The organism is Asticcacaulis sp. SL142, assembly GCF_026625745.1.
In the GTDB taxonomy this organism is placed as follows: Bacteria; Pseudomonadota; Alphaproteobacteria; order Caulobacterales; family Caulobacteraceae; genus Asticcacaulis.
Genome location: NZ_CP113061.1, coordinates 2,014,879 through 2,033,910, shown reverse-complemented (window position 1 = coordinate 2,033,910; position 19,032 = coordinate 2,014,879). Strand labels below are relative to the sequence as shown.

The window sequence follows — 19,032 nt, the reverse complement described above, 5'->3', positions numbered from 1 at the left end:
GCCTATTCCGCCGGCTGGGTTATCGGAGCCGGCTTTTTGCGGCCATGGAACAGACGCTCCAGCGCCAGATAGATGACCGGCGTCGAAAACAGCGTCAGTATCTGCGACACCAGAAGGCCGCCGACGACGGCAACGCCTAAGGGCTGGCGCAGTTCCGCGCCCGTGCCGTGGCCGATCATCAGGGGAATGGCCGCCAACATGGCCGCAATCGTGGTCATCATGATGGGACGAAAACGCGTGATGGCGGCTTTGTAGATGGCCTCATCGGCGGACATGCCGCCGTTTCTCTGGGCATCGAGGGCGAAATCGACCATCAGGATGCCGTTCTTTTTGACGATCCCGATCAGCAGGATCACCCCGATCAGGGCCATGATTGAGAAATCAAGCTGGAACAGCCACAGGAACAGCACCGCGCCTATGCCCGCCGACGGCAGGGTCGACAGAATAGTCAGCGGCGTCGAGAAGCTTTCATACAGCACGCCCAAAATGATGTAGACCGCCAGCACCGCCGCCAGAATGAGCAATGGTTGGCTCTTGAGCGAGTCCTGAAAGATCAGGGCCGCCCCTTGCGGTTCACCGGTGATGGTGTCGGGCATATTGATTTCACCGCGCAGGCGCTCAATGTCGGCGATCGCATCCCCCAGCGCCACCCCTTTGGGCAGGTTGAAGGAGATGGTCACCGCCGGGAACTGACCGTAGCGGTTAATCGACACCGGCCCGGAGGTCGGGGCTTCGCGGGTCGTCACCGCCGATAACGGCACCATTTCCTGCGTCAGGGGTGAGCGCAGATAGAAGTAATCCATGCTGTCGACGCGCTTGGCCAGTTCATCATCAATGCCCAGAATGATCTTATACTGATTGACCTGAGTCTGGAATTCGTTGACCTGACGCTGGGCATAGGCATCGTACAGGGCCTGATCGATATCATCGACGTTGAAACCATATCGCGCTGCGGCCACCCGGTCGATGGTCAGGTTCTGCATCCGCGCCCCCAGTTGCAGGTTGTGGCGCACGTCGCGAAAGCCCGGACTGTTGCTCATGGCGTCCGTCATACGATCCGACCACTGGGCCAGTTCGTTGTAGTCCTGCCCCTTAAGCACATAGACATATTGCGCCGATCCGCCGCCCGCCGACAGGTTGATATCCTGAGCCGAGCGCAGCGACAGGGTTATGCCGGGAATTTTCGCCGCCTGCGGACGGATGCGGTCGATGAACTCTTCGGACGACACATCGCGTTGATCGCGGTCCTTGAGCACGATAAAGAAGCGCCCGTTCGACCAGCCGCCACCGCCGCCGCCGCCGATGATGTTGTTAAAGCCGGAAACCGCCGGATCCTTGGCGATAATATCCTGAAGCAGTTTTTGCTTAACCAGCATGTCTTCGTAGGAAATGTCATCCGCGGCCTGAGTGGAGCCCTGCACAAAGGCCGTGTCCTGTAGCGGGAAAAAGCCCTTGGGTATCCATACATAGCCCGCAACGGCTATGGCGACGGTGATGAAGAAGGTGACCAGGGTCAGGCCCTGATGGCGCAGCACGACCTGCAAACTGCGGTCATAGAGATTTTGCAGGCGGGTCGAGAAATCCTTTGAAGTGTCGTGGTGTTTCGGGGCTTTCATGAAGCGCGCGGCCAGCATGGGGGCCAGCGTCAGGGACATGACCACCGAAATCAGCAGGGACACCGTGATGGTCACCGCAAATTCAAAAAACAGCCGTCCGACAATGCCGTCCATGAACAGCAGCGGAATAAAGGCGGCAATCAGCGAAAAGGTGATCGACAAGACCGTAAAGCCAATCTCGCCCGCCCCTTTCAGGGCCGCGGTTTTGGAATCTTCGCCCAGTTCCATATGGCGGTGGATGTTTTCGACCACCACGATGGCGTCATCGACCACAAAGCCAACGGCGATGACCAGCGACACAAGGGTCAGGTTATTCAAACTGAAACCCAGCACATACATGGCCGCAAAGGTCGCGACCAGCGATGAACCCAGCACCGCCGCCACAATCAGCGTCGCCGAGACCTGACGCAGGAACAGCCCCATAACCAGCACGACGAGGATCAGGGTAATAACCAGCGTAAGCTCAACTTCGTGCAAAGAGGCGCGGATAGTGCGGGTACGGTCGTTGAGCACTTCGACCTTGGTGGTGGCGGGCAGGGCCTTGGTCAGGTTCGGCAGAGAGGCGCGGACGGTATCGGCGATCTTGACGACGTTTTCACCGGGCTGACGGGTAATGGCGATGCCCAAGCCGCGCTGACCGTTGGGGAAAGCGGCGGAATAGAGATTTTCAGGCCCCAAAGTCACGGTCGCCACATCACGCATATAGACCGGCGTTTGGTCGCGATAGGCGATGATGACGTTCTGATAGTCCTCAGCGGAAAAGATCTGGTCGTTGGTCGCAAAGGTCGACAGGGTATTGCGCCCCGGCACGGTGCCCTTGGCGCGGTTGACCGAGGCTTCCTGCAGGGAGGTGCGCAGATCCTGCATTGTCAAACCGTAAGAGGCCAGCCGGTCAGGCTGGGCGGCGATGCGGATGGCCGGTTTCTGGGCACCGAAAATGCGCACTTCGCCCACGCCCGGCAACTGATTGATCTGACGGGCCAGATTGACATCGGCCATGTCCGAAAGCTGGGTCAGATCCATGTACGGATCATTGATCGTCAGGATCAGCACCGGCGAGTCTGCGGGGTTGAGCTTACGCCAGGTCGGCAGGTTCGGCATGTCGTCGGGCAGACGCCCGGACACCGAATTGATCGCCGCCTGCACTTCCTGCGCGGCGCTATCGATATCCTTGTTCAGCTCGAACTGGAGGGTGATATTGGTTGACCCGATCGAGTTGGACGAGGTCATTTCCGTGATGCCGGGAATGGCGGTAAAGGCGGTCTCCAGCGGTGTGGCGATCGCGGATGCCATAGTGTCAGGTGACGCACCGGGCAGGCCCGCATTGATGCTGATGGTCGGGAAATCGGCTTGCGGCAAGGGTGCGACCGGCAGACGCGGGAAGGCAAACACCCCCAAAAGCACAATGGCCAGAGTCAGAAGGGCCGTCGCCACCGGACGGTTGATGAACCACGACGAAAAGCTGGAATAGCTGCCTTGACCCGGCGTTTTTTCTTTCGGCTGCGGATGATCCATTATTTGGCCCCTTGTGCGGGAGCCTTGGCCGCTGGTTTGGCAGCCCCGGCGATATCTTCGCCACCGGGCTTGACGCGTTTGACCGCGGCATCCGGTTGCAGGCGCGAATGGCCGTCGGTGACAATCTCGTCGCCCGCCGCAACACCTTTGCTGACCACAACATAGTCATCGTTCTGATAGGCGGTTTCGACCGGCACGATCTGAGCCTTATCGGCCACGATTTTAATGACAAACGGCCCTTCGAGGCCCGGACGCACAGCTACCGTCGGCAGGGTCAGGGCATTGGTGCTTTCGTTCAGGGAAATATCGGCAATGACAAACTGGCCCGGCCACAGGGTTTCACCGGCATTATCAAAGATGGCGCGGATCTGCACCGTGCCGGTCCCGGCCTGCACCACATTATCGAGCGCGCTGATCCGGCCCGTCGCCAGAACCTCACCTTTTTCGCGGTCCACAGCCTTAACGGTGATGCCACCGGAACGCTTCATGCCCTCAATCAGATCGCCCTGCACCGTCTGCGGCACGGAAAAGACGACCGAAATCGGGTTAATCTGGGTGACGGTCGCCAGCCCTTCCGTCGAAGAAGCACTGACCAGATTGCCCGGATCAACGCGGCGGATACCGATGCGGCCCGATACCGGTGAGGTGATGCGGGTAAATGACAGCTGCACCCGGGCGTTTTCAACGGCGGCCTCATCCATCTGGACGGCGGCCTTGGCCTGCTCGACCGCCGCCTTTTGCTGATCAAGGGTCTGTTGCGGGATGGCGTTGATTTCAGCCAGAGACTGATAGCGCTTAAGGTCGGTTTCCGCCACCAGCAGACGGGAGCGATTGGTCGCCAGTTGGGCCTGGGCGCTTTGCAGGGCGGCCTTGAGGCTGCGGTCATCGATCACCGCAAGAAGTTGGCCTTTTTGAACAAACGCGCCTTCATCAAACAGCACCTGAGTGAGCACGCCGTCGACCTGCGGGCGCAGGGTCACAGAATTGAGCGAGGTCACCGAACCGACCACCTTAAGGTCATGGGCAATGGTGCGGGTTTCCGCTCGAACCGTCACGACCGGCACCGGCGGGCGGCCCTTGCCCTTGTCATCACTCTCCCCCTTGGGCCACAAAAAGAAGGCCGCGGCCGCGACAACAACGACACCGGCAGCAATGGCCAAAGGGACGGGTTTGATCATAAGGGTCTCTTGAAAATCAGGCTGAACGCAAGGGCAGGTGAAATCGCAACCGAAGGTCTGACAATTTCGCTACCAAGCCTTTAACGTGGCACGTCTGAAAATCCTTCGCAAAAAATAAAATTCACCGATGAAAAAGAGCAACAGGACATTTAGTAGCATCCAAACAAAGAAAAGCCCCCGGATCGACCGGAGGCTTTCAAGTTTCTGATGATTACAGGGACGCAATGATCAGGGATAAGATTTCGGTCAGGAAGACGCTTCATCAATCAGCTTACGCATGGCCTCAAGATAGGCCACGAAGGCGGCGCGTCCGGTTTCAGTCAGGATTACGGTCGTCTGGGGTTTCTTACCGACAAAGGCCTTAGATATCTCGACATAATCGGCCTCCTCCAGTTTGCGCAGCTGCACCGACAAATTGCCGTCACTGGATTGGGTTTTTTGTTTGAGGGTCGTGAAATCAGCCGATCCGGCGGTCGACAGATAGGCCATGACCCCCAGCCTTAACCGCCCATGGATGACATCGTCGATACGCTCGATATTAAAATCGTCCATCAGCGCTTACGCCTTTTTCGCCTGTAGCATAATGATCAGACCCGGCACGGTCGCAAACAGGATCAGGCACGCCGTATAGGCCAGGAACTGCTCAGGCTCACCCGCCATGAAGGAGGTGCCTGCCGCCCCCAAAAACGCTCCGAAACAGACAAACTTCAACCAGCCCTGACCGGAAATGGCCGACACGATCCACCAGCCGAGGCCATATAGCACAAGGATCGCCGGGGCCAGCATGGACAGAGTGGCCTCCATCTGCTCCATGTGGGTGCCGGCCACAATCAGGCACATGGCGATGACGAAAATCGCAAAGCCAATGCCTGACCAGATGTTGCCGATAGCGACATTCATAGTCCCGCCGTGACCGTATTTTTTGATCGAACTGCGGATGCTCAATATGGCTAGAACCGCATAGAGTAACCCGGCTGCCAGCCAGTTGACGGCAATAAACCACGGATTGGGCAGGGGGATCATGTGCGTCCAGAAACCGTAGTGAATAAGGCTGGCCGCCCCAAACGTGATGCCCGCCCAGAATAAGGACCCGCCGTTGATGATTGGGCGTCGGCCACCATCCTGAGCCAGGGCCTTCATATAGTCGATATCGTTTTTCAGCGTCAAAGGATCTGACATGTTACGCGGCCTCCTTGCCGTATGATTTTCCCGCTCAAGGTGAGCATGAAGGTATAATTGCAAAAGAACTTTATTTTGTAAAGTTCTTTTTTGGCAGCGATCATTACGTATTTGTTATCTTGCCAAAATCACACCGAACGCTCTAGTTTCATACCCAACGAACCCGTCCGCCATTTGTGCGTATAAGGGTATGGCTTTCATTGCAGTAAGGCTGGGCAATCCTATATGACTAAGACCGAACTCCTCTCCGGCGCTCATAAGGGCGCGTTTCTGGGCCTGTGCATGCTAATGGGTGTGCTTTCGCCCGCGACTGTCAGGGCTGAAATGACCACACAAAATACGACTGCCGCCGAAGCTTCCGATCCGCGCCAATATCTGGAAGAGGTTGAAGGCGAAAAAGCGCTCGACTGGGTACGCGCCCAGAACGACCGCACCCTGACCCAGTTGATGAAAGACCCGCGCTTTGAGAAAAACCGCGAGGCGGTGCTCAAAATTGTTGAGGCCAAGGACCGCATCGCCTCACCAGGCTTTGCCAAGGGCGGTAAGGTCGATAATTTCTGGCAGGACACCGACCATGTGCGCGGCATCTGGCGGCGCACGGACTGGAGCGCCTATGCCGCCGATAAGCCGGTGTGGGAAACCATCCTCGATATCGATGCCCTGTCCAAGGCCGAAGATAAAAACTGGGTCTATAAGGGCTCAAACTGCCTGCCGCCGGATGAGACTCGCTGCCTGATCAGCCTGTCGAACGGCGGCAAGGATGCCGTCACCGTGCGCGAATACGACACGCTCACTAAGTCATTTGTGAAGGGCGGCTTCGACCTGCCTGAAGGCAAGCAGGTCGTGGTGTGGAAAGACAAGGACACGCTTTATGTGTCGCGCGAATGGACGCCGGGGGAGGTGACACCTTCCGGTTATGCGTTTGTCACGCGCGAACTGAAACGCGGCCAAAAACTTGAGGACGCCAAGGAAATCTTCCGTGGCGACCAAGCTGACATGATGGCCTACCGCTCTGTGCTGCGTGACATCGACGGCAACTACGTCATGGACATGCAGACCCGCCGCCCGTCCTTTTTTGAGGTGATCGATCAGTTCATCACGTCTGACGGCCCGGTCAGCTTCCCTCTGCCGCTGACCTCGGAAATGTCGGCCTATTATGAAGGCCAGGCGGTCTACAGCCTCAAGGATAACTGGACCAGTGCCAAGGGCACGACATTCACCTCCGGCAGCGTGATTGCGTTTGACCTCAAGACCGGGTTGAGCGACCCGAAAAACATCGAGCCGGTGGCCGTGTTTACGCCCGATGCCCACCAGTCTGTTGAAGGTATAGCTCAAACCAAAAACCACATCGTCCTGCAACTGTTGTCCAATGTGACCGGCGAAGTCAGAAGCTACAGCTTTAAGGGCGGCGCATGGTCGTATAAGGCCATAAAACTGCCGGAAAATGCCACCTTATCGGTGTCATCGGCCGATGACGATTCCGATAAGATTTTCGCCTATTCGACCGGCTTCATCCAGCCCTCGACCCTTTACCGCGCCGATGCGGCCACCGGTGAGGCCGAAAAGATAAAGTCCAGCCCTGCGCGCTTTAACGCTGAGGGCCTTAAGGTCGAGCAACGGTGGGCAACCTCCAAAGACGGCACCAAGGTGCCTTACTTTGTTGTGGCGCGTAAGGATACCAAGCTGGATGGCAATACCCCAACGCTGCTTTATGCCTACGGCGGCTTTGAGATCGCCATGACCCCGTCCTATTCCGGCGGCATGGGTAAGCTGTGGCTGGAAAACGGCGGCGCCTATGTGCTGGCCAATATCCGTGGCGGCGGTGAGTTCGGCCCCCAGTGGCATGAGGCGGGGCTGAAAACCAACCGTCAGCGCATCTTTGATGATTTTCAGGCGGTGGCCGAAGATATCATCGCGGCCAAGCTGACCTCGCCGCGTCGTCTGGGTATCATGGGCGGATCGAACGGTGGGCTGTTGATGGGCGTGCAACTGACCCAGCGGCCTGACCTGTGGAATGCCGTCGTCATTCAGGTGCCGCTGCTCGATATGATGCGCTATCATACCCTGCTGGCCGGGGCGTCCTGGATGGGAGAGTACGGCGATCCGGCTGATCCGGTCGAAGGCGCGTTCCTGAAATCGATCTCGCCCTACCACAACCTGAAAACCGGCGTGAAATACCCCGAACCGCTGTTTGTGACCTCAACCAAGGACGACCGCGTTCACCCCGGTCATGCTCGCAAAATGGCGGCTAAGATGCAGGAAATGGGCTTGCCGTTCCTCTATTACGAAAACATCGACGGCGGCCATGCGGCGGCGGCAAACTTACGCGAAACCGCCAAACGCAATGCTATTGAGTATACTTACCTGATGCAAAAGCTGATGGATAAGTAAATCAAACGCGGAAAAGTATTTGGGCTCAGGATATTATCCTGGGCCCAAAACTTTATCCGCGATGTCTAATTATTCTGATTATGGCGGTTCTTGATGGCGTGGGCGAGGCTGGCCTCAAAATCCATCATGATATCGGCAAATTCCGCGCTCGATAGCTGCTTACGGCCATTCTGGGTCTTTTGCATCCGGAACGACCAGAACGACGAGACGTGGTTGAGGGTGCCAATCGATTCCCCCAGTTCCGCAAACAGGCTCAAACCGTTAAACAGGAACCGGCGAAACGGTGCCGGATCGCGGCTTTTGACCAGAGCGTTGTAGGCGGTGTCATAGCTGTGCAGGGTGCGCCCGGCCCGGGTCAGGGTATCGACGACGCCGCGCGCAATCCGTGGGCGGGCCTTGCGCAAATACTCCTTGGTCAGTTCATCGAACGATCCCGACGGCTGGTAGGAACCCAAGCCCGTCAGAACTTCGCGCAGTTCGTCCTGAAGCTCGACATGCCGCCACTTGTAATACAGAAATCCGCGCCATGAGAATATGCCGTCGCGGAATTCTTCGTCCGACATGCCGAGCGCCTTTTGCAGCGGCCGCAGTTCGAGGTCGAGCTTATCCGATAAAATCTTGTTGCCGAGTTTCAGCGACGCCTTACCCGCATCAACGCCGATCGCTTCCAGCACCAGACGCTCGATCTCTGCACTGGTGAAACTGGCCATACGGGTCAGATCGGCTGAAGACAGACGCAGATAACATAGCGCGGGCTTGACCCCTTTGCGCGCCAGCGTATCGCGCACCAGAAACGGATCAAGCGACGGCAACTGATCGAGATATTTCAGGATGCGCACGTCCGGGCTTTTGGCCGGATCGTCCATGTTGAGATAGGTCTTAAGCGTCTGATCAAAGCCGATCTGGTCGATAAAGAATGACCGGCCGCCCAGACGCAGATCATGGGGGTCGAACGGTAAAATGACCTTGGTCACCTGACGGCGTTGATTGTGATAAAGCCCGCGCTCATTTACCCGCAGGCTGTGCTTTAGAATAATGGCGCGGTTAAGCTGGCTGTTCTCAAAAAACGGCTGTTCCTTATAGGTCGGATCATCGGCGTAAAAGACATAGACCTGCGACAGGTTCAGCACCCGGCTGGTGGCCGAGGTATAGGTCAGATTGCCAAGATTACGCACTTCGCGCGTTGTCTTGAAATGGCTCTGAGTTAAGGCTTTTGCCAGTGCGGCCATAGGGTACTCTTTGTTACTATAAGGGGGGCGCGGTCATCCTAAAAGGCCACGCTGTCATGTTGGGTGATGTTGAGCAGGCTGTCCTCAAAATCCATGAGAACATCGACATATTCCGGAGCCGACATGCGCATGTGCGGACCGCTCTGGACCATGCGGTATTTCCAGAAGGAACCGATGTGGCCCAGAATGCCGATATTTTCGCCCAATTCATAAAACAGGTTGGGTCCATCCAGCAGAAAGTGACGGAAAGGGCTGGGATTTTTCTGTTCGACCAGAGCGGCATAGGCTTGATCATAGACGGCCAGCGTACGCCCGACGCGCTTTATGGCCTCGACGATGCTGCGGGCCAGACGCGGGCGGGCCTCCTTGAGGTACTCTTTAAGGCTGTCTTCTGAAGTGTTGTAAGGCTGATAATTAGCCAGCCCGTCCAGCACTTTGCGCATTTCTTCCTGAAGCTCGATATGACGCCATTTGAAGTACAAAAACCCGCGCCATGAAAAAATACCGTCCGAGAATTCTTCGTCGGTCATGCGCAGGGTCGCCCGGAGTGGCCACAATTCCTTATCCAGTTCATTGGACAGGATCTTGCCGGCCAGCTTGACCGAGCGATATTGCAGAGCCTCGCCAAAGGCCGTGATCACCAGGCGCTCAATCTCAGCATTGGCAAAGCCGATCATCTGCTGGACATCGACCGGTGAGATTTTGAGATAGCAAGTCGCCGGTTTATAGCCACTGCGCGACAGGTGTTCACGCACCAGAAACGGATCGAGCGATGGCAGAACATCCAGCAATTTTAAGACCTGAACGTCATAGTTCTGATTGAAATCGTCGGTGTTGAAATAGCTGCGGGCAAAGCTGTCAAAGCCGATCTGGTTGACGAACACCGACCGTCCGCCCAGTTTCAGGTCGTTCGGATCAAACGGCAGGATGACTTTGGTGGCGGTCCGGCGATGGCGCGAAAACAACATCCGCTCATTGGAGCGCAGGGTGTGCTTGACCAAGATCGCCTTATTCATCTGACTGTCCTTGAAAAAAGGCTTCATCAGATAGTCTTTGTCCTTGGAACTGCTCAGATAGATCTGCGACAGATTTAAAACCCGGCTGGTCGAGGCCGTCTCCCCCAGGCTGGCCAGATTGCGCACGTCACGCCCGGTCGCTGTCTGCATCCCAGCTGTACTATCGTTCATTTTTCGGGCGGCTGCGTTCATGTTCAGGGCTCTTAAGCGGTCAGTTTGCGGTGTTTTTTACGCTTGGATACCAGTCGTTCCAGATGCTGCACGGTTTTGGTGGCCTCACGGTGATCGGCGAGGTCGATGGTATTCAACCGGGTCAGCGTATCGATATGAATATCAACCACTTCGGGGTCAGTATCTTCGCCCAATGCTACCGCATAATCGTTTAAAGAGTGTGTAGCCTGCTCAATCAACCTAAGGCGCAGTGCGTGGGCGCGCTTTTCCGCATGCATGATCCGCCCGACCATGTAATCGAGCAGTTTCTTGTCCAGTCCGCCGCGGGCCTGCATCAGAACCCGCAGGGAATTCAGTTCCACCGACAGGGTTTGCTGGAATATCTCGCGCTGCACATTATCGGCGGATTGCTCAATATCGTCGATCCGTCGCAGAACCCCCTGATAGGTTGTGTGGGTCTTACGCCTACGGCACGGGCCGATATAATTGGCCGAAACGACGAAATTGCGTTTACGCGTCAGGGTCGCCAGTACGGCCTTTAGCAGGCCGGCGGTTGAGAACGGCTTGATGACAAACTCATCGACCCCGCAGTTGCGGGCATGGGTCACGTCCTGGGATTTTTGCCGACCGGTCAGCATCAGTACCGGCATTTTGGGATTCAGAAAGCGCGGGTCTTCTTCCACCGCCGCCCGACGCAAGGACAGAACCAGTTCAACACCAGACATACCCGGCAATTCCCAGTCGAGCAGCATCAGGTCAGGATTGTGCGAGGTCAGAAAGCCGATGGCCTCTTCGGCCGAGCGGGCAGGCAGCAGACGCGTGAAACCGGCGCCGCGCAGAAGCTCAAGGATCATACGGCGTGAGGCATCATGATCCTCAACGACCAGTATATTCACCGTCGCGGGATTGATTTTTCGCTGCGCGCGCAGGGTTTGGTAGGTCAGGTTTGACATTAGCCCGTATGATCTTGTGCAGATGCGTAAAAGACTACAGCAAACCTGTTAATTCAAGCTTTAAGCCTTGATAAATCAGGGTTAATTGAAATTAAGCATGATGGCTTACTCAAAATAAACCAAGGTTTGCTAGTGTGAATTCCATGAAACGTCGCGCCCTTATCTCTGCCTTGCTTTTCCCAGTCTTCGCCTCGGTCGCACCACAGGCTCTGGCCAGTGCGCCTAAGGAAAAGAAAAAGGGCGGCGGGCCCAGCTTTACCCAACTGACACCGATCAGCGTGTTTATCCCGCGACGCGACGGGCGTCATTCCACCATGACCATTGAGATGGGCCTTGATGTCAAAGACCCGAAGCTGGCGGAACTGGTGCCCGCCTATATTCCGCGTTTGCGCGATGCCTATGTCAGCCGGATCCAGTCCTATGGCCTGCGTCTGCGCGAAAACAGCCTGGTCGATCCGGGCTTTATTACCCGTGAGCTTCAGGCCGCGACCGACCAGGTGCTTAAACGCTCTGGAGCCACCGTGCTGCTCGGCACGATGATGATAAACTAATCCAGCATCTGCCACGAAAAAGCCCTTTCCGGACGCGAACATGGGCTTTCGTTTGTCGCGCATCTGATCCAAAAACCGCTTCACACTTTTGGGGATGCGCTCTAACATACCCTTTCGCTTCACCTTATGGGGAAAGGTTGCGCCATGACTAACCACGGACCATTCGAGCAGGGCCTGAAACTTATGGGTGCGCAGCAGCAGCTTGCGACGCGCAGCCTGCTGAATCTGGTTGAGATGATCACCGCCTCATCGCACCGTTACGCCTCCCAGACCACGGCCTTTGCCGAGGATGCGGTGCGCCTGATGAAAGAGGCCTCCGCCGTGCGTGATCCGCAAGGCTTAACCGACCTGCAAAAAGAATGGACGCAAACCTGCGTCAAATATTCCGAAAATCAGGCCCGCACGACCATGCAGTTTGTCGAACAATGCGGTAAGCAGGCACTTAATACCGCAGCCAATGCCAAGGCCATCGTCAAGGGTGACGTCACAGCTCCCCCCTCTGGTGAAGCGCCACCCACTGAATAGAGTCTACCTGTCCTCAACCTCCCCATTCTAAAGGACTAAATCATGCTTAAAGGTAAAACCGCCCTGGTGACCGGCTCCACCAGCGGCATCGGCTTGGCCGTGGCTAAAACGCTCGCCGCCAAGGGGGCCCACGTCATGCTCAACGGGCTGGGCGATGCTGCCGAGATCGAGGCCATCCGCGCCGCTATGGCCAAGGACTACGGCGTCGAGGTCGGCTTCCACGGCGCCGACCTGACCAAGCCGGATCAGATTGAGGATCTGGTGAAAACCACGCAATCGAAACTGGGCGGGGTCGATATCCTGATCAATAATGCCGGCATCCAGTTCGTGGCCCCGATTGAAGAATTTCCCGCCGCCAAGTGGGATGCCATTATCGCCATCAACCTGACCTCGGCCTACCACACCATTCACCACAGCTTTGCGGCCATGAAAGAAAAGGGCTGGGGCCGGATCGTCAATATGGGATCGGCCCACGCGCTGGTCGCCTCACCGTTCAAGTCGGCCTATGTCGCCGCCAAACACGGCATCTTAGGCCTGACTAAGACGATTGCCCTTGAGGGCGCAGAGTTCGGCATTACCTGTAATTGCGTCTGCCCCGGCTATGTGCTGACCCCGCTGGTCGAAAAGCAAATCCCCGACACGGCCAAGGCCCGCGGCATTACTGAGGAACAGGTCATTAAGGACGTGCTTCTGGCCGCTCAGCCGACCAAGAAATTCGTCGACGAAGACGATATCGCTGAAACCTTCGCCTTTCTGTGTTCGGATGCCGCCAAGTCGATTACCGGCACGCATATTTCGGTCGACGGCGGCTGGACGGCGTAGAGGTCTCAACGAAAAGTCCTTCGCCCTAGAAGCGTTGCTCTAACGCTTCGCTCTTTGAGAGCAGCCTCAGTGTACTTTCCGTTGTAAGTTAAGATAGGTATTGTCAGACTTTTAAATTGCACATTGGTTTCCAGCCATTTAGTCTCCTCTGATAAGCTGCAAAAGCAAACATCAGGGAGAGCGAATATGGTCTGGAAATCGGTGTGCATAGCTGCGCTATTGAGTGCAATGGCCGCACCTGCGTTTGCGCAAACAACACCAAAAACCTGGACGCCTGACAACGGCAACGGCACCTTTACCAACCCGCTGTTTTACGATGAGTTTTCCGACCCCGACATGATCCGCGTCGGTGATTGGTTCTATCTGACCGGCACCACTATGCACACCATGCCGGGCCTGCCGATCCTGCGCTCCAAAGACCTCGTCAACTGGGAATTTGTATCCTACGCACTCGACAAACTCGACCTTGGCCCACAGTTTCGGCTTGAGGACGGCAAGAGCATCTACGGTCAGGGTATCTGGGCGCCCAGTTTTCGCTATAACAATGGCACGTTCTATATCTTCAGCAATGTGAACGGCCAGAAAACCCAGATCTTCACCGCCACCGACCCAAAAGGCCCGTGGAAGCGCACCGAAATGAAGCGCTCCATGCACGACCTGTCGGTGCTGTTTGATGACGACGGTAAGGCCTATGCCATCTGGGGCTATCAGGGCATCCGCATGGCGCAACTGAGCGATGACCTGACCGATATTATTGAGAGCACCGAAAAGGAAATCATCCCCCCGAACGCCGGCATGGGCGAAGGCGTGCACTTCTATAAGTTCGATGGCAAATACTATATCACCAGCGCCTGGTACATGGACCGCATGAAGATGCCCGCCGCGCGCGCCGATAACATCTGGGGGCCCTATGAGGTCAATCCGGCCATCAGCATCGACGAAGATTTCGGCATGATGGAAGGCCACCGGTTGGGTGATATGTGGGCCAAAAGTGACACCGGCCCCTATGTGATCAACCCACCAAACCCCGCCCCTAATGGCCGCTTATCGCTGCATCAGGGCGGTATCGTTCAGACCCCCGCCGGCGAGTGGTGGGGCTTTTCGATGATGGATTATAATTCGATCGGAAGGCTTGTGGCACTGTCGCCGATCACCTGGAAAGACGGCTGGCCATACTTCGGTTTACCCGGTAATCTGGGGCGTAATCCGCGCACCTGGGTCAAGCCGAAAACCGCCGAACCACAGCCCATTAGTGTGCCTTATGAACGCAGTGATGCGTTTTCCGGTGCGGCGCTCAAACCCATCTGGCAATGGAACCATGTGCCGGTGGATGGCAAATGGTCACTGACCGAGCGACCCGGATATCTGCGCCTGAAATCCCTGTCTGCGAAATCGTTCTGGGAGGCCAAAAACAGTCTGACCCAACGCGCCATAGGGCCAATGTCAACGCCGACCGCTATTCTGGAAACCGGCGGGTTAAAAAATGGCGATGTGGCAGGGCTAGCGCTTCTGAACCGGCCCTATGCGTGGATCGGGGTTGAAAAAACCGCAACCGGTCTGGCGCTCGCCCACCATGATCAGCAGACCGGCAAGGCCGCGCGGGTCAGGATCACCGCGACCCGTGTGTGGCTGCGGGCCGATTGTAATTTCCTGACCGAAAAGGCCCGTTTCAGCTATTCGACCGATGGCAAAACCTTCACTCCGATAGGTGCCGACTTTACGATGGTCTTTCAGCTTAAGACCTTTCAGGGCGTGCGCTATAGCCTGTTTAACTACAACACATCAGGTATTGAAGGCGGCCATGCCGATTTTGATGCCGTCGATATCCATGAACCCTATCCGCAGGGGCTGATGAAACCGATCCCCTATGGCCGTACCATCACCCTGAAAAGCGATCAGTCAGCGGCGGGCCTGTCGGTCAAAGGCGGCGCGTTGGTGCCCGGACAACCAGTGCCGTTTGAGGTCATCGACATGGGATTGGGCAGGGCGGCATTGAAAACTGGCGATGGCAATATCAGCGTGGCGGACAATGGCTCGGTCAGCCTGAAATCCGGCACGCCCGTCACAGCGCAAAGCTTTCAGTGGATTGAGACCCCGGTGGGTGAGTTGGCCCTGATGTCGCTGGTCAACCACCGTTTCCTGCGCCTAGATCCGAAAACGCAAGTCATCACCGCCGACAGCCCTGGCCCGCAGTCTGATGGCAAGGACGGGGTGCGGTTTATCTGGACGGCGGAGTAGGCAGTGGGCTATCGCTCAGCCACCCAACCCAGTCTCAGGTTCACGCCGCCACAAACCTTGGCCCCAGTCATGCCGCCGACAACGGCAGTCCCAAGTCCCAGAGCCGAAACAAAGGCTGAGAAATCGCTAAACCCGCTTATGTTCGGGCAAAAGCTTTGTACCACCATGGCGGCTTCGCCGCTCATATAGCGTTTGGCCTCAAGCACCGCCGATGCCGTGCGATGTAAGAGTTGATATCGCAACGCCCCATGTGGCTCAGGATCGATACACAGAAGTTCACCCAACAACTCAAGTCTTTTCAGCTTTCCAGAACTGGGCGTGGGCGTCAGCCACTCAGCGATCGTGGGCCCAAAGGTTTCATCGAGCTTGCTTTCGATTGCCAGCACACCGATCTTGTCTTTCAACGCTACGATAGCCATGAGGTCAGTCTGACTGGGTCGCCCGCCATCCTGAAGCCTGACGCCTCGCTCTAAAAAGGCATCAATCAGCCGCGCATCAGCGAAAACTGCATCCCCTTTCAAAACGTCAGCCACTGAATTTGGGATAGCATTGGCCGCGAACCAACTGTCGGCCAGACACTTGGCGGAGCGGCCTTCCTTCCAGTGGATTGCGGCCCCCAGATGAGGGATAACGTCCTCAGGACACTTAATGGGCACATGGATACGGATCAGGCTATCAGGTTTCATACGCCGTCCATGCCCGAACCAATGCTGTTAAGCAATCATCCACACGCCTAAGATGAACGCTTACTCCACCTGCGCTTCGACCTTGGCGAGGGTTTCGCGGGCTTCGTCGGCGGCGCGCTGACGCTCCCACATGCCGTAATATATACCCTGCTGGCGCATAAGATGATGGTGGGTGCCGCGCTCAGCCACTACGCCATCTTTCAGCACCAGAATCTCATCCGCCCCCACCACGGTCGACAGTCGGTGGGCGATCACCAGGGTCGTGCGGTTCTGCGAAACCTCATCCAGTGAGGCCTGAATTTCGCGCTCGGTATGGGTATCCAGCGCCGATGTCGCTTCATCCAGTATCAGGATCGGCGGCGCTTTCAGCAGGGTGCGGGCGATTGCCACGCGCTGCTTTTCACCGCCCGACAGTTTCAGGCCGCGCTCACCGACTTCGGTATCAAAACCCTTGGGCAGGGAGGCGATGAAGCCTGCGATCTGGGCCTTATCGGCGGCATCCTCGATCTCAGCGCGTGATGCCCCGGCCCGGCCATAGGCGACATTATAGGCGATGGTGTCGTTAAACAGGACGGTGTCCTGCGGCACCATACCGATAGCGTGACGCAAAGACGCCTGATTGACGGTGCGAATATCCTGACCGTCGATTTCAATCGACCCACCCTTAACGTCATAAAACCGAAACAGCAGCCGCGAAATGGTCGATTTACCGGCACCCGATGGGCCCACAATCGCGACAGTCTTACCCGCCGGGACTTCAAACGATACGCCTTTCAGGATCGGCCGATCAGCATCGTATGAAAAGACCACGTCCTTGAATGCAACCGCCCCTGCAACGATCTTAAGGTCTGCGGCATTCGGATCGTCGACCACTTCGGCCGGCTCATCCAACAGCTTGAACATTGAGTCCATATCAACCAGCGAGGTGGTGATTTCGCGGTAAAGCGTGCCGATGAAGTTAAGCGGAATGGAAAGCTGCATCATAAAGGCGTTGATCATTACAAAATGACCGACCGTCTGGGTGCCGCGTGACACTTCATAGGCCGACATGAGCATCACAATGGTCATGCCGATCGAGAAGATGATCGCTTGGCCCAGGTTCAGCCAGGCCAAGGAGGTATAGGTCTTGATCGCCGCCTTTTCATAATCGCCGGTGGCTTTGTTGTAGCGGTCAGATTCCAGCCGCTCATTGCCGAAATATTTGACGGTCTCAAAATTCAGCAACGAATCCACAGCCTTGGACATGGAATCGGTGTCGGCATCGTTCATGTCCTTGCGGATCTGGATGCGTTTATTGGACGCCCACACCGAGAACCAGACATAGATCACCACCGTGACCACCACCACGACCACATACATGACGCTGAACTGATTGGCGATGATGGCCGAGGTCAGCACAAACTCGATCAGGGTAGGTATAGCGATCATCATGGTCAGGCGGATGATGGTCTCAATGCCGGTCTTACCACGCTCGATCACCCGCGACAGGCCGCCCGTGCGGCGTTGCAGGTGGAACCGTAAGGACAGATTATGCAGGTGCACAAAGGTGCGGTTGGCCAGACCCCGCACCGCATGTTGACCGACCGCCGCAAATAAAGCGTCGCGCACCTGATTGAAGCCGTTGGACAGTAACCGCGCCACGCCGTACGCCACGACCAGAATGATCGGAGAGGCAATCAACAGCCCCATCATGGACGGGGCCTCGCCTTCGCCAGACAGCGCATTTGTCGCCCATTTATAGGTGTACGGAATAAAGACCGTCAGCACCTTACCCAGCAGCATGAACACCATCGCCAGCACGACCTGCATCTGAAGGTCGGCGCGGTCCTTGGGCCACAGATAGGGCTTAAGGAAGTCGATCGTGCCCTGAAAACTGGCATTGGGTCGCGTCATAGGCCCGTTTTGGGGCGCGTTTGAGAAAGATTGCGTATCGGGAGCGGGAGGAGCCATCAGGTCAGGCGCTTTCGGCAAAGGCTTTGGGAGTCACGCCTATATAGGGCGATGCGCTTTTAAAACCAAACCTTGCGGCCATTTATTTTGAGCCTTTGAATTTTTGTCCAGTTCCGATAGAGTTTGATCATAAATAATCATATGGGAGACTGCCCGATGTACTTGGTCCGCCGTTTTTTGCTCGCCGCCGCGTTGACCTGCCTGAACGCGCCCGCGTTTGCCGCTGAGGCGCTTAAGCCGATCCGAGTGATATTAGTCGGCGATTCGACCATGACCGACAAATCCGGCTACGGCAAAGGCTTCTGCGCCCAATTCAAGCCCGAAGTGGTGACATGTGTGAATGCTGCGCGCGGCGGGCGTTCCTCCAAAAGCTACCGCGTCGAAGGCCTGTGGGATAAGGTCATGGCCGATCTGCCGGTGGGCAATTTCGACAGGACCTATGTGCTGATCCAGTTCGGTCATAATGACGGCTCAAAGCGCCCGGAACGCCATACAGATATTGAAACCGAGTTCGGCCCGAATATGCGGGGCTATGTCTATGACGTGAAAAAAGCCGGGGCCGTGCCGGTGCTGGTCACACCCCTGACCCAGCGCCATTTCAAGAATTTCAAAGTCCAGAATGATCTGTTGCCGTGGGCGCAGGTCACCCGCCTGATCGCCCGCACCACTGACACCACCCTGATTGATCTTTATGCCGAAGGGCAATCAAAAGTGCAGGAGATGGGTATTGCGGAATCGCTGACCCTGGCCGGTCAGCCGATCCCGCAAAATGTGCTTGATGCCGCACCTTCCGGCACAACCGTGCCTGCCGTTTTCACCGACGCCTCTCAAGGGCAAGGCAGCGCGCAGGCCTTTGACTACACCCACACCGGCCCAAAGGGCTCAGACTATTTCGGTAAGATGGTGGTCGACCTGTGGGTCAAGGCCGATCAGAAGATCGCCGCCTATGTCATCGGGCAGGTTCAATAGGTGATGTTCTCTGGGCTGTTTGACAATCCTATATGGTGCGCTA

Annotated in this window: 15 protein-coding genes; 6 read left to right on the top strand and 9 right to left on the bottom strand. The window is 56.6% G+C overall.

Features of this window, described 5'->3' with window-relative positions; all coding sequences use genetic code 11:
• Positions 1–2 precede the first annotated feature (2 nt).
• The 4 genes from OVA03_RS09205 to OVA03_RS09190 form a co-directional block, all read right to left on the bottom strand.
• Positions 3–3,131, bottom strand: a complete 3,129-nt coding sequence (locus tag OVA03_RS09205; RefSeq protein WP_267523902.1) for an efflux RND transporter permease subunit — start codon at positions 3,129–3,131, stop codon at positions 3–5.
• Entirely contained in the window at positions 3,131–4,309 is a 1,179-nt protein-coding gene (locus tag OVA03_RS09200) for an efflux RND transporter periplasmic adaptor subunit (RefSeq protein ID WP_267523900.1), read from the bottom strand. Before OVA03_RS09200 ends, OVA03_RS09205 begins: the two co-directional genes overlap by 1 nt.
• A gap of 246 nt (positions 4,310–4,555) precedes the next feature.
• Entirely contained in the window at positions 4,556–4,861 is a 306-nt protein-coding gene (locus tag OVA03_RS09195; RefSeq protein WP_420710421.1) for a winged helix-turn-helix domain-containing protein, read from the bottom strand.
• A 6-nt stretch (positions 4,862–4,867) separates the two neighbouring features.
• Positions 4,868–5,488 carry a hypothetical protein gene (locus tag OVA03_RS09190; RefSeq protein WP_267523899.1) on the bottom strand — a complete coding sequence of 207 codons (621 nt, stop codon included), beginning with the start codon at positions 5,486–5,488 and terminating at the stop codon, positions 4,868–4,870.
• Between the two features lie 225 nt (positions 5,489–5,713).
• On the opposite strand from OVA03_RS09190, the gene OVA03_RS09185 reads away from it, so the two are divergent.
• On the top strand, positions 5,714–7,879 hold the full coding sequence (locus tag OVA03_RS09185; RefSeq protein ID WP_267523898.1) for a prolyl oligopeptidase family serine peptidase: 2,166 nt from the start codon (positions 5,714–5,716) through the stop codon (positions 7,877–7,879).
• A gap of 65 nt (positions 7,880–7,944) precedes the next feature.
• On the opposite strand, the gene OVA03_RS09180 is transcribed toward OVA03_RS09185, so the two are convergent.
• Genes OVA03_RS09180 through OVA03_RS09170 form a run of 3 tightly spaced genes read right to left on the bottom strand, consistent with a single transcriptional unit; the run spans position 7,945 to position 11,248 of the window.
• Positions 7,945–9,108, bottom strand: a complete 1,164-nt coding sequence (locus OVA03_RS09180) for a hypothetical protein (protein ID WP_267523897.1) — start codon at positions 9,106–9,108, stop codon at positions 7,945–7,947.
• Positions 9,109–9,146: 38 nt separating this feature from the next.
• Positions 9,147–10,295, bottom strand: a complete 1,149-nt coding sequence (locus OVA03_RS09175; protein ID WP_267523893.1) for a hypothetical protein — start codon at positions 10,293–10,295, stop codon at positions 9,147–9,149.
• A 32-nt stretch (positions 10,296–10,327) separates the two neighbouring features.
• The gene (locus OVA03_RS09170; protein WP_267523891.1) at positions 10,328–11,248 is read right to left on the bottom strand and encodes a response regulator; all 921 of its coding nucleotides are present in this window, start codon (positions 11,246–11,248) and stop codon (positions 10,328–10,330) included.
• 143 nt (positions 11,249–11,391) lie between these two features.
• Between OVA03_RS09170 and OVA03_RS09165 the strand changes: the two genes are divergently transcribed.
• The 4 genes from OVA03_RS09165 (at position 11,392) to OVA03_RS09150 (ending at position 15,384) form a co-directional block, all read left to right on the top strand.
• Entirely contained in the window at positions 11,392–11,799 is a 408-nt protein-coding gene (locus tag OVA03_RS09165) for a Tat pathway signal protein (RefSeq protein WP_267523889.1), read from the top strand.
• 144 nt (positions 11,800–11,943) lie between these two features.
• Positions 11,944–12,324: a phasin gene (locus tag OVA03_RS09160; protein ID WP_267523887.1), complete on the top strand. Its 381-nt coding sequence runs from the start codon at positions 11,944–11,946 to the stop codon at positions 12,322–12,324.
• 42 nt (positions 12,325–12,366) lie between these two features.
• Complete coding sequence (locus OVA03_RS09155) at positions 12,367–13,146, top strand: 3-hydroxybutyrate dehydrogenase (protein WP_324290995.1); 780 nt, start codon at positions 12,367–12,369, stop codon at positions 13,144–13,146.
• A gap of 186 nt (positions 13,147–13,332) precedes the next feature.
• Entirely contained in the window at positions 13,333–15,384 is a 2,052-nt protein-coding gene (locus OVA03_RS09150; RefSeq protein WP_267523884.1) for a glycoside hydrolase 43 family protein, read from the top strand.
• An 8-nt stretch (positions 15,385–15,392) separates the two neighbouring features.
• Here the strand turns inward: OVA03_RS09150 and OVA03_RS09145 are convergent, their stop codons facing one another.
• Positions 15,393–16,070 (bottom strand): DUF6946 family protein, encoded by a 678-nt coding sequence (locus tag OVA03_RS09145; RefSeq protein ID WP_267523882.1) that lies wholly within the window; start codon positions 16,068–16,070, stop codon positions 15,393–15,395.
• 60 nt (positions 16,071–16,130) lie between these two features.
• Positions 16,131–17,963 carry an ABCB family ABC transporter ATP-binding protein/permease gene (locus tag OVA03_RS09140; protein ID WP_267523880.1) on the bottom strand — a complete coding sequence of 611 codons (1,833 nt, stop codon included), beginning with the start codon at positions 17,961–17,963 and terminating at the stop codon, positions 16,131–16,133.
• Between the two features lie 213 nt (positions 17,964–18,176).
• Between OVA03_RS09140 and OVA03_RS09135 the strand changes: the two genes are divergently transcribed.
• Positions 18,177–18,989 carry a GDSL family lipase gene (locus OVA03_RS09135; protein ID WP_267523878.1) on the top strand — a complete coding sequence of 271 codons (813 nt, stop codon included), beginning with the start codon at positions 18,177–18,179 and terminating at the stop codon, positions 18,987–18,989.
• Positions 18,990–19,032 lie beyond the last annotated feature (43 nt).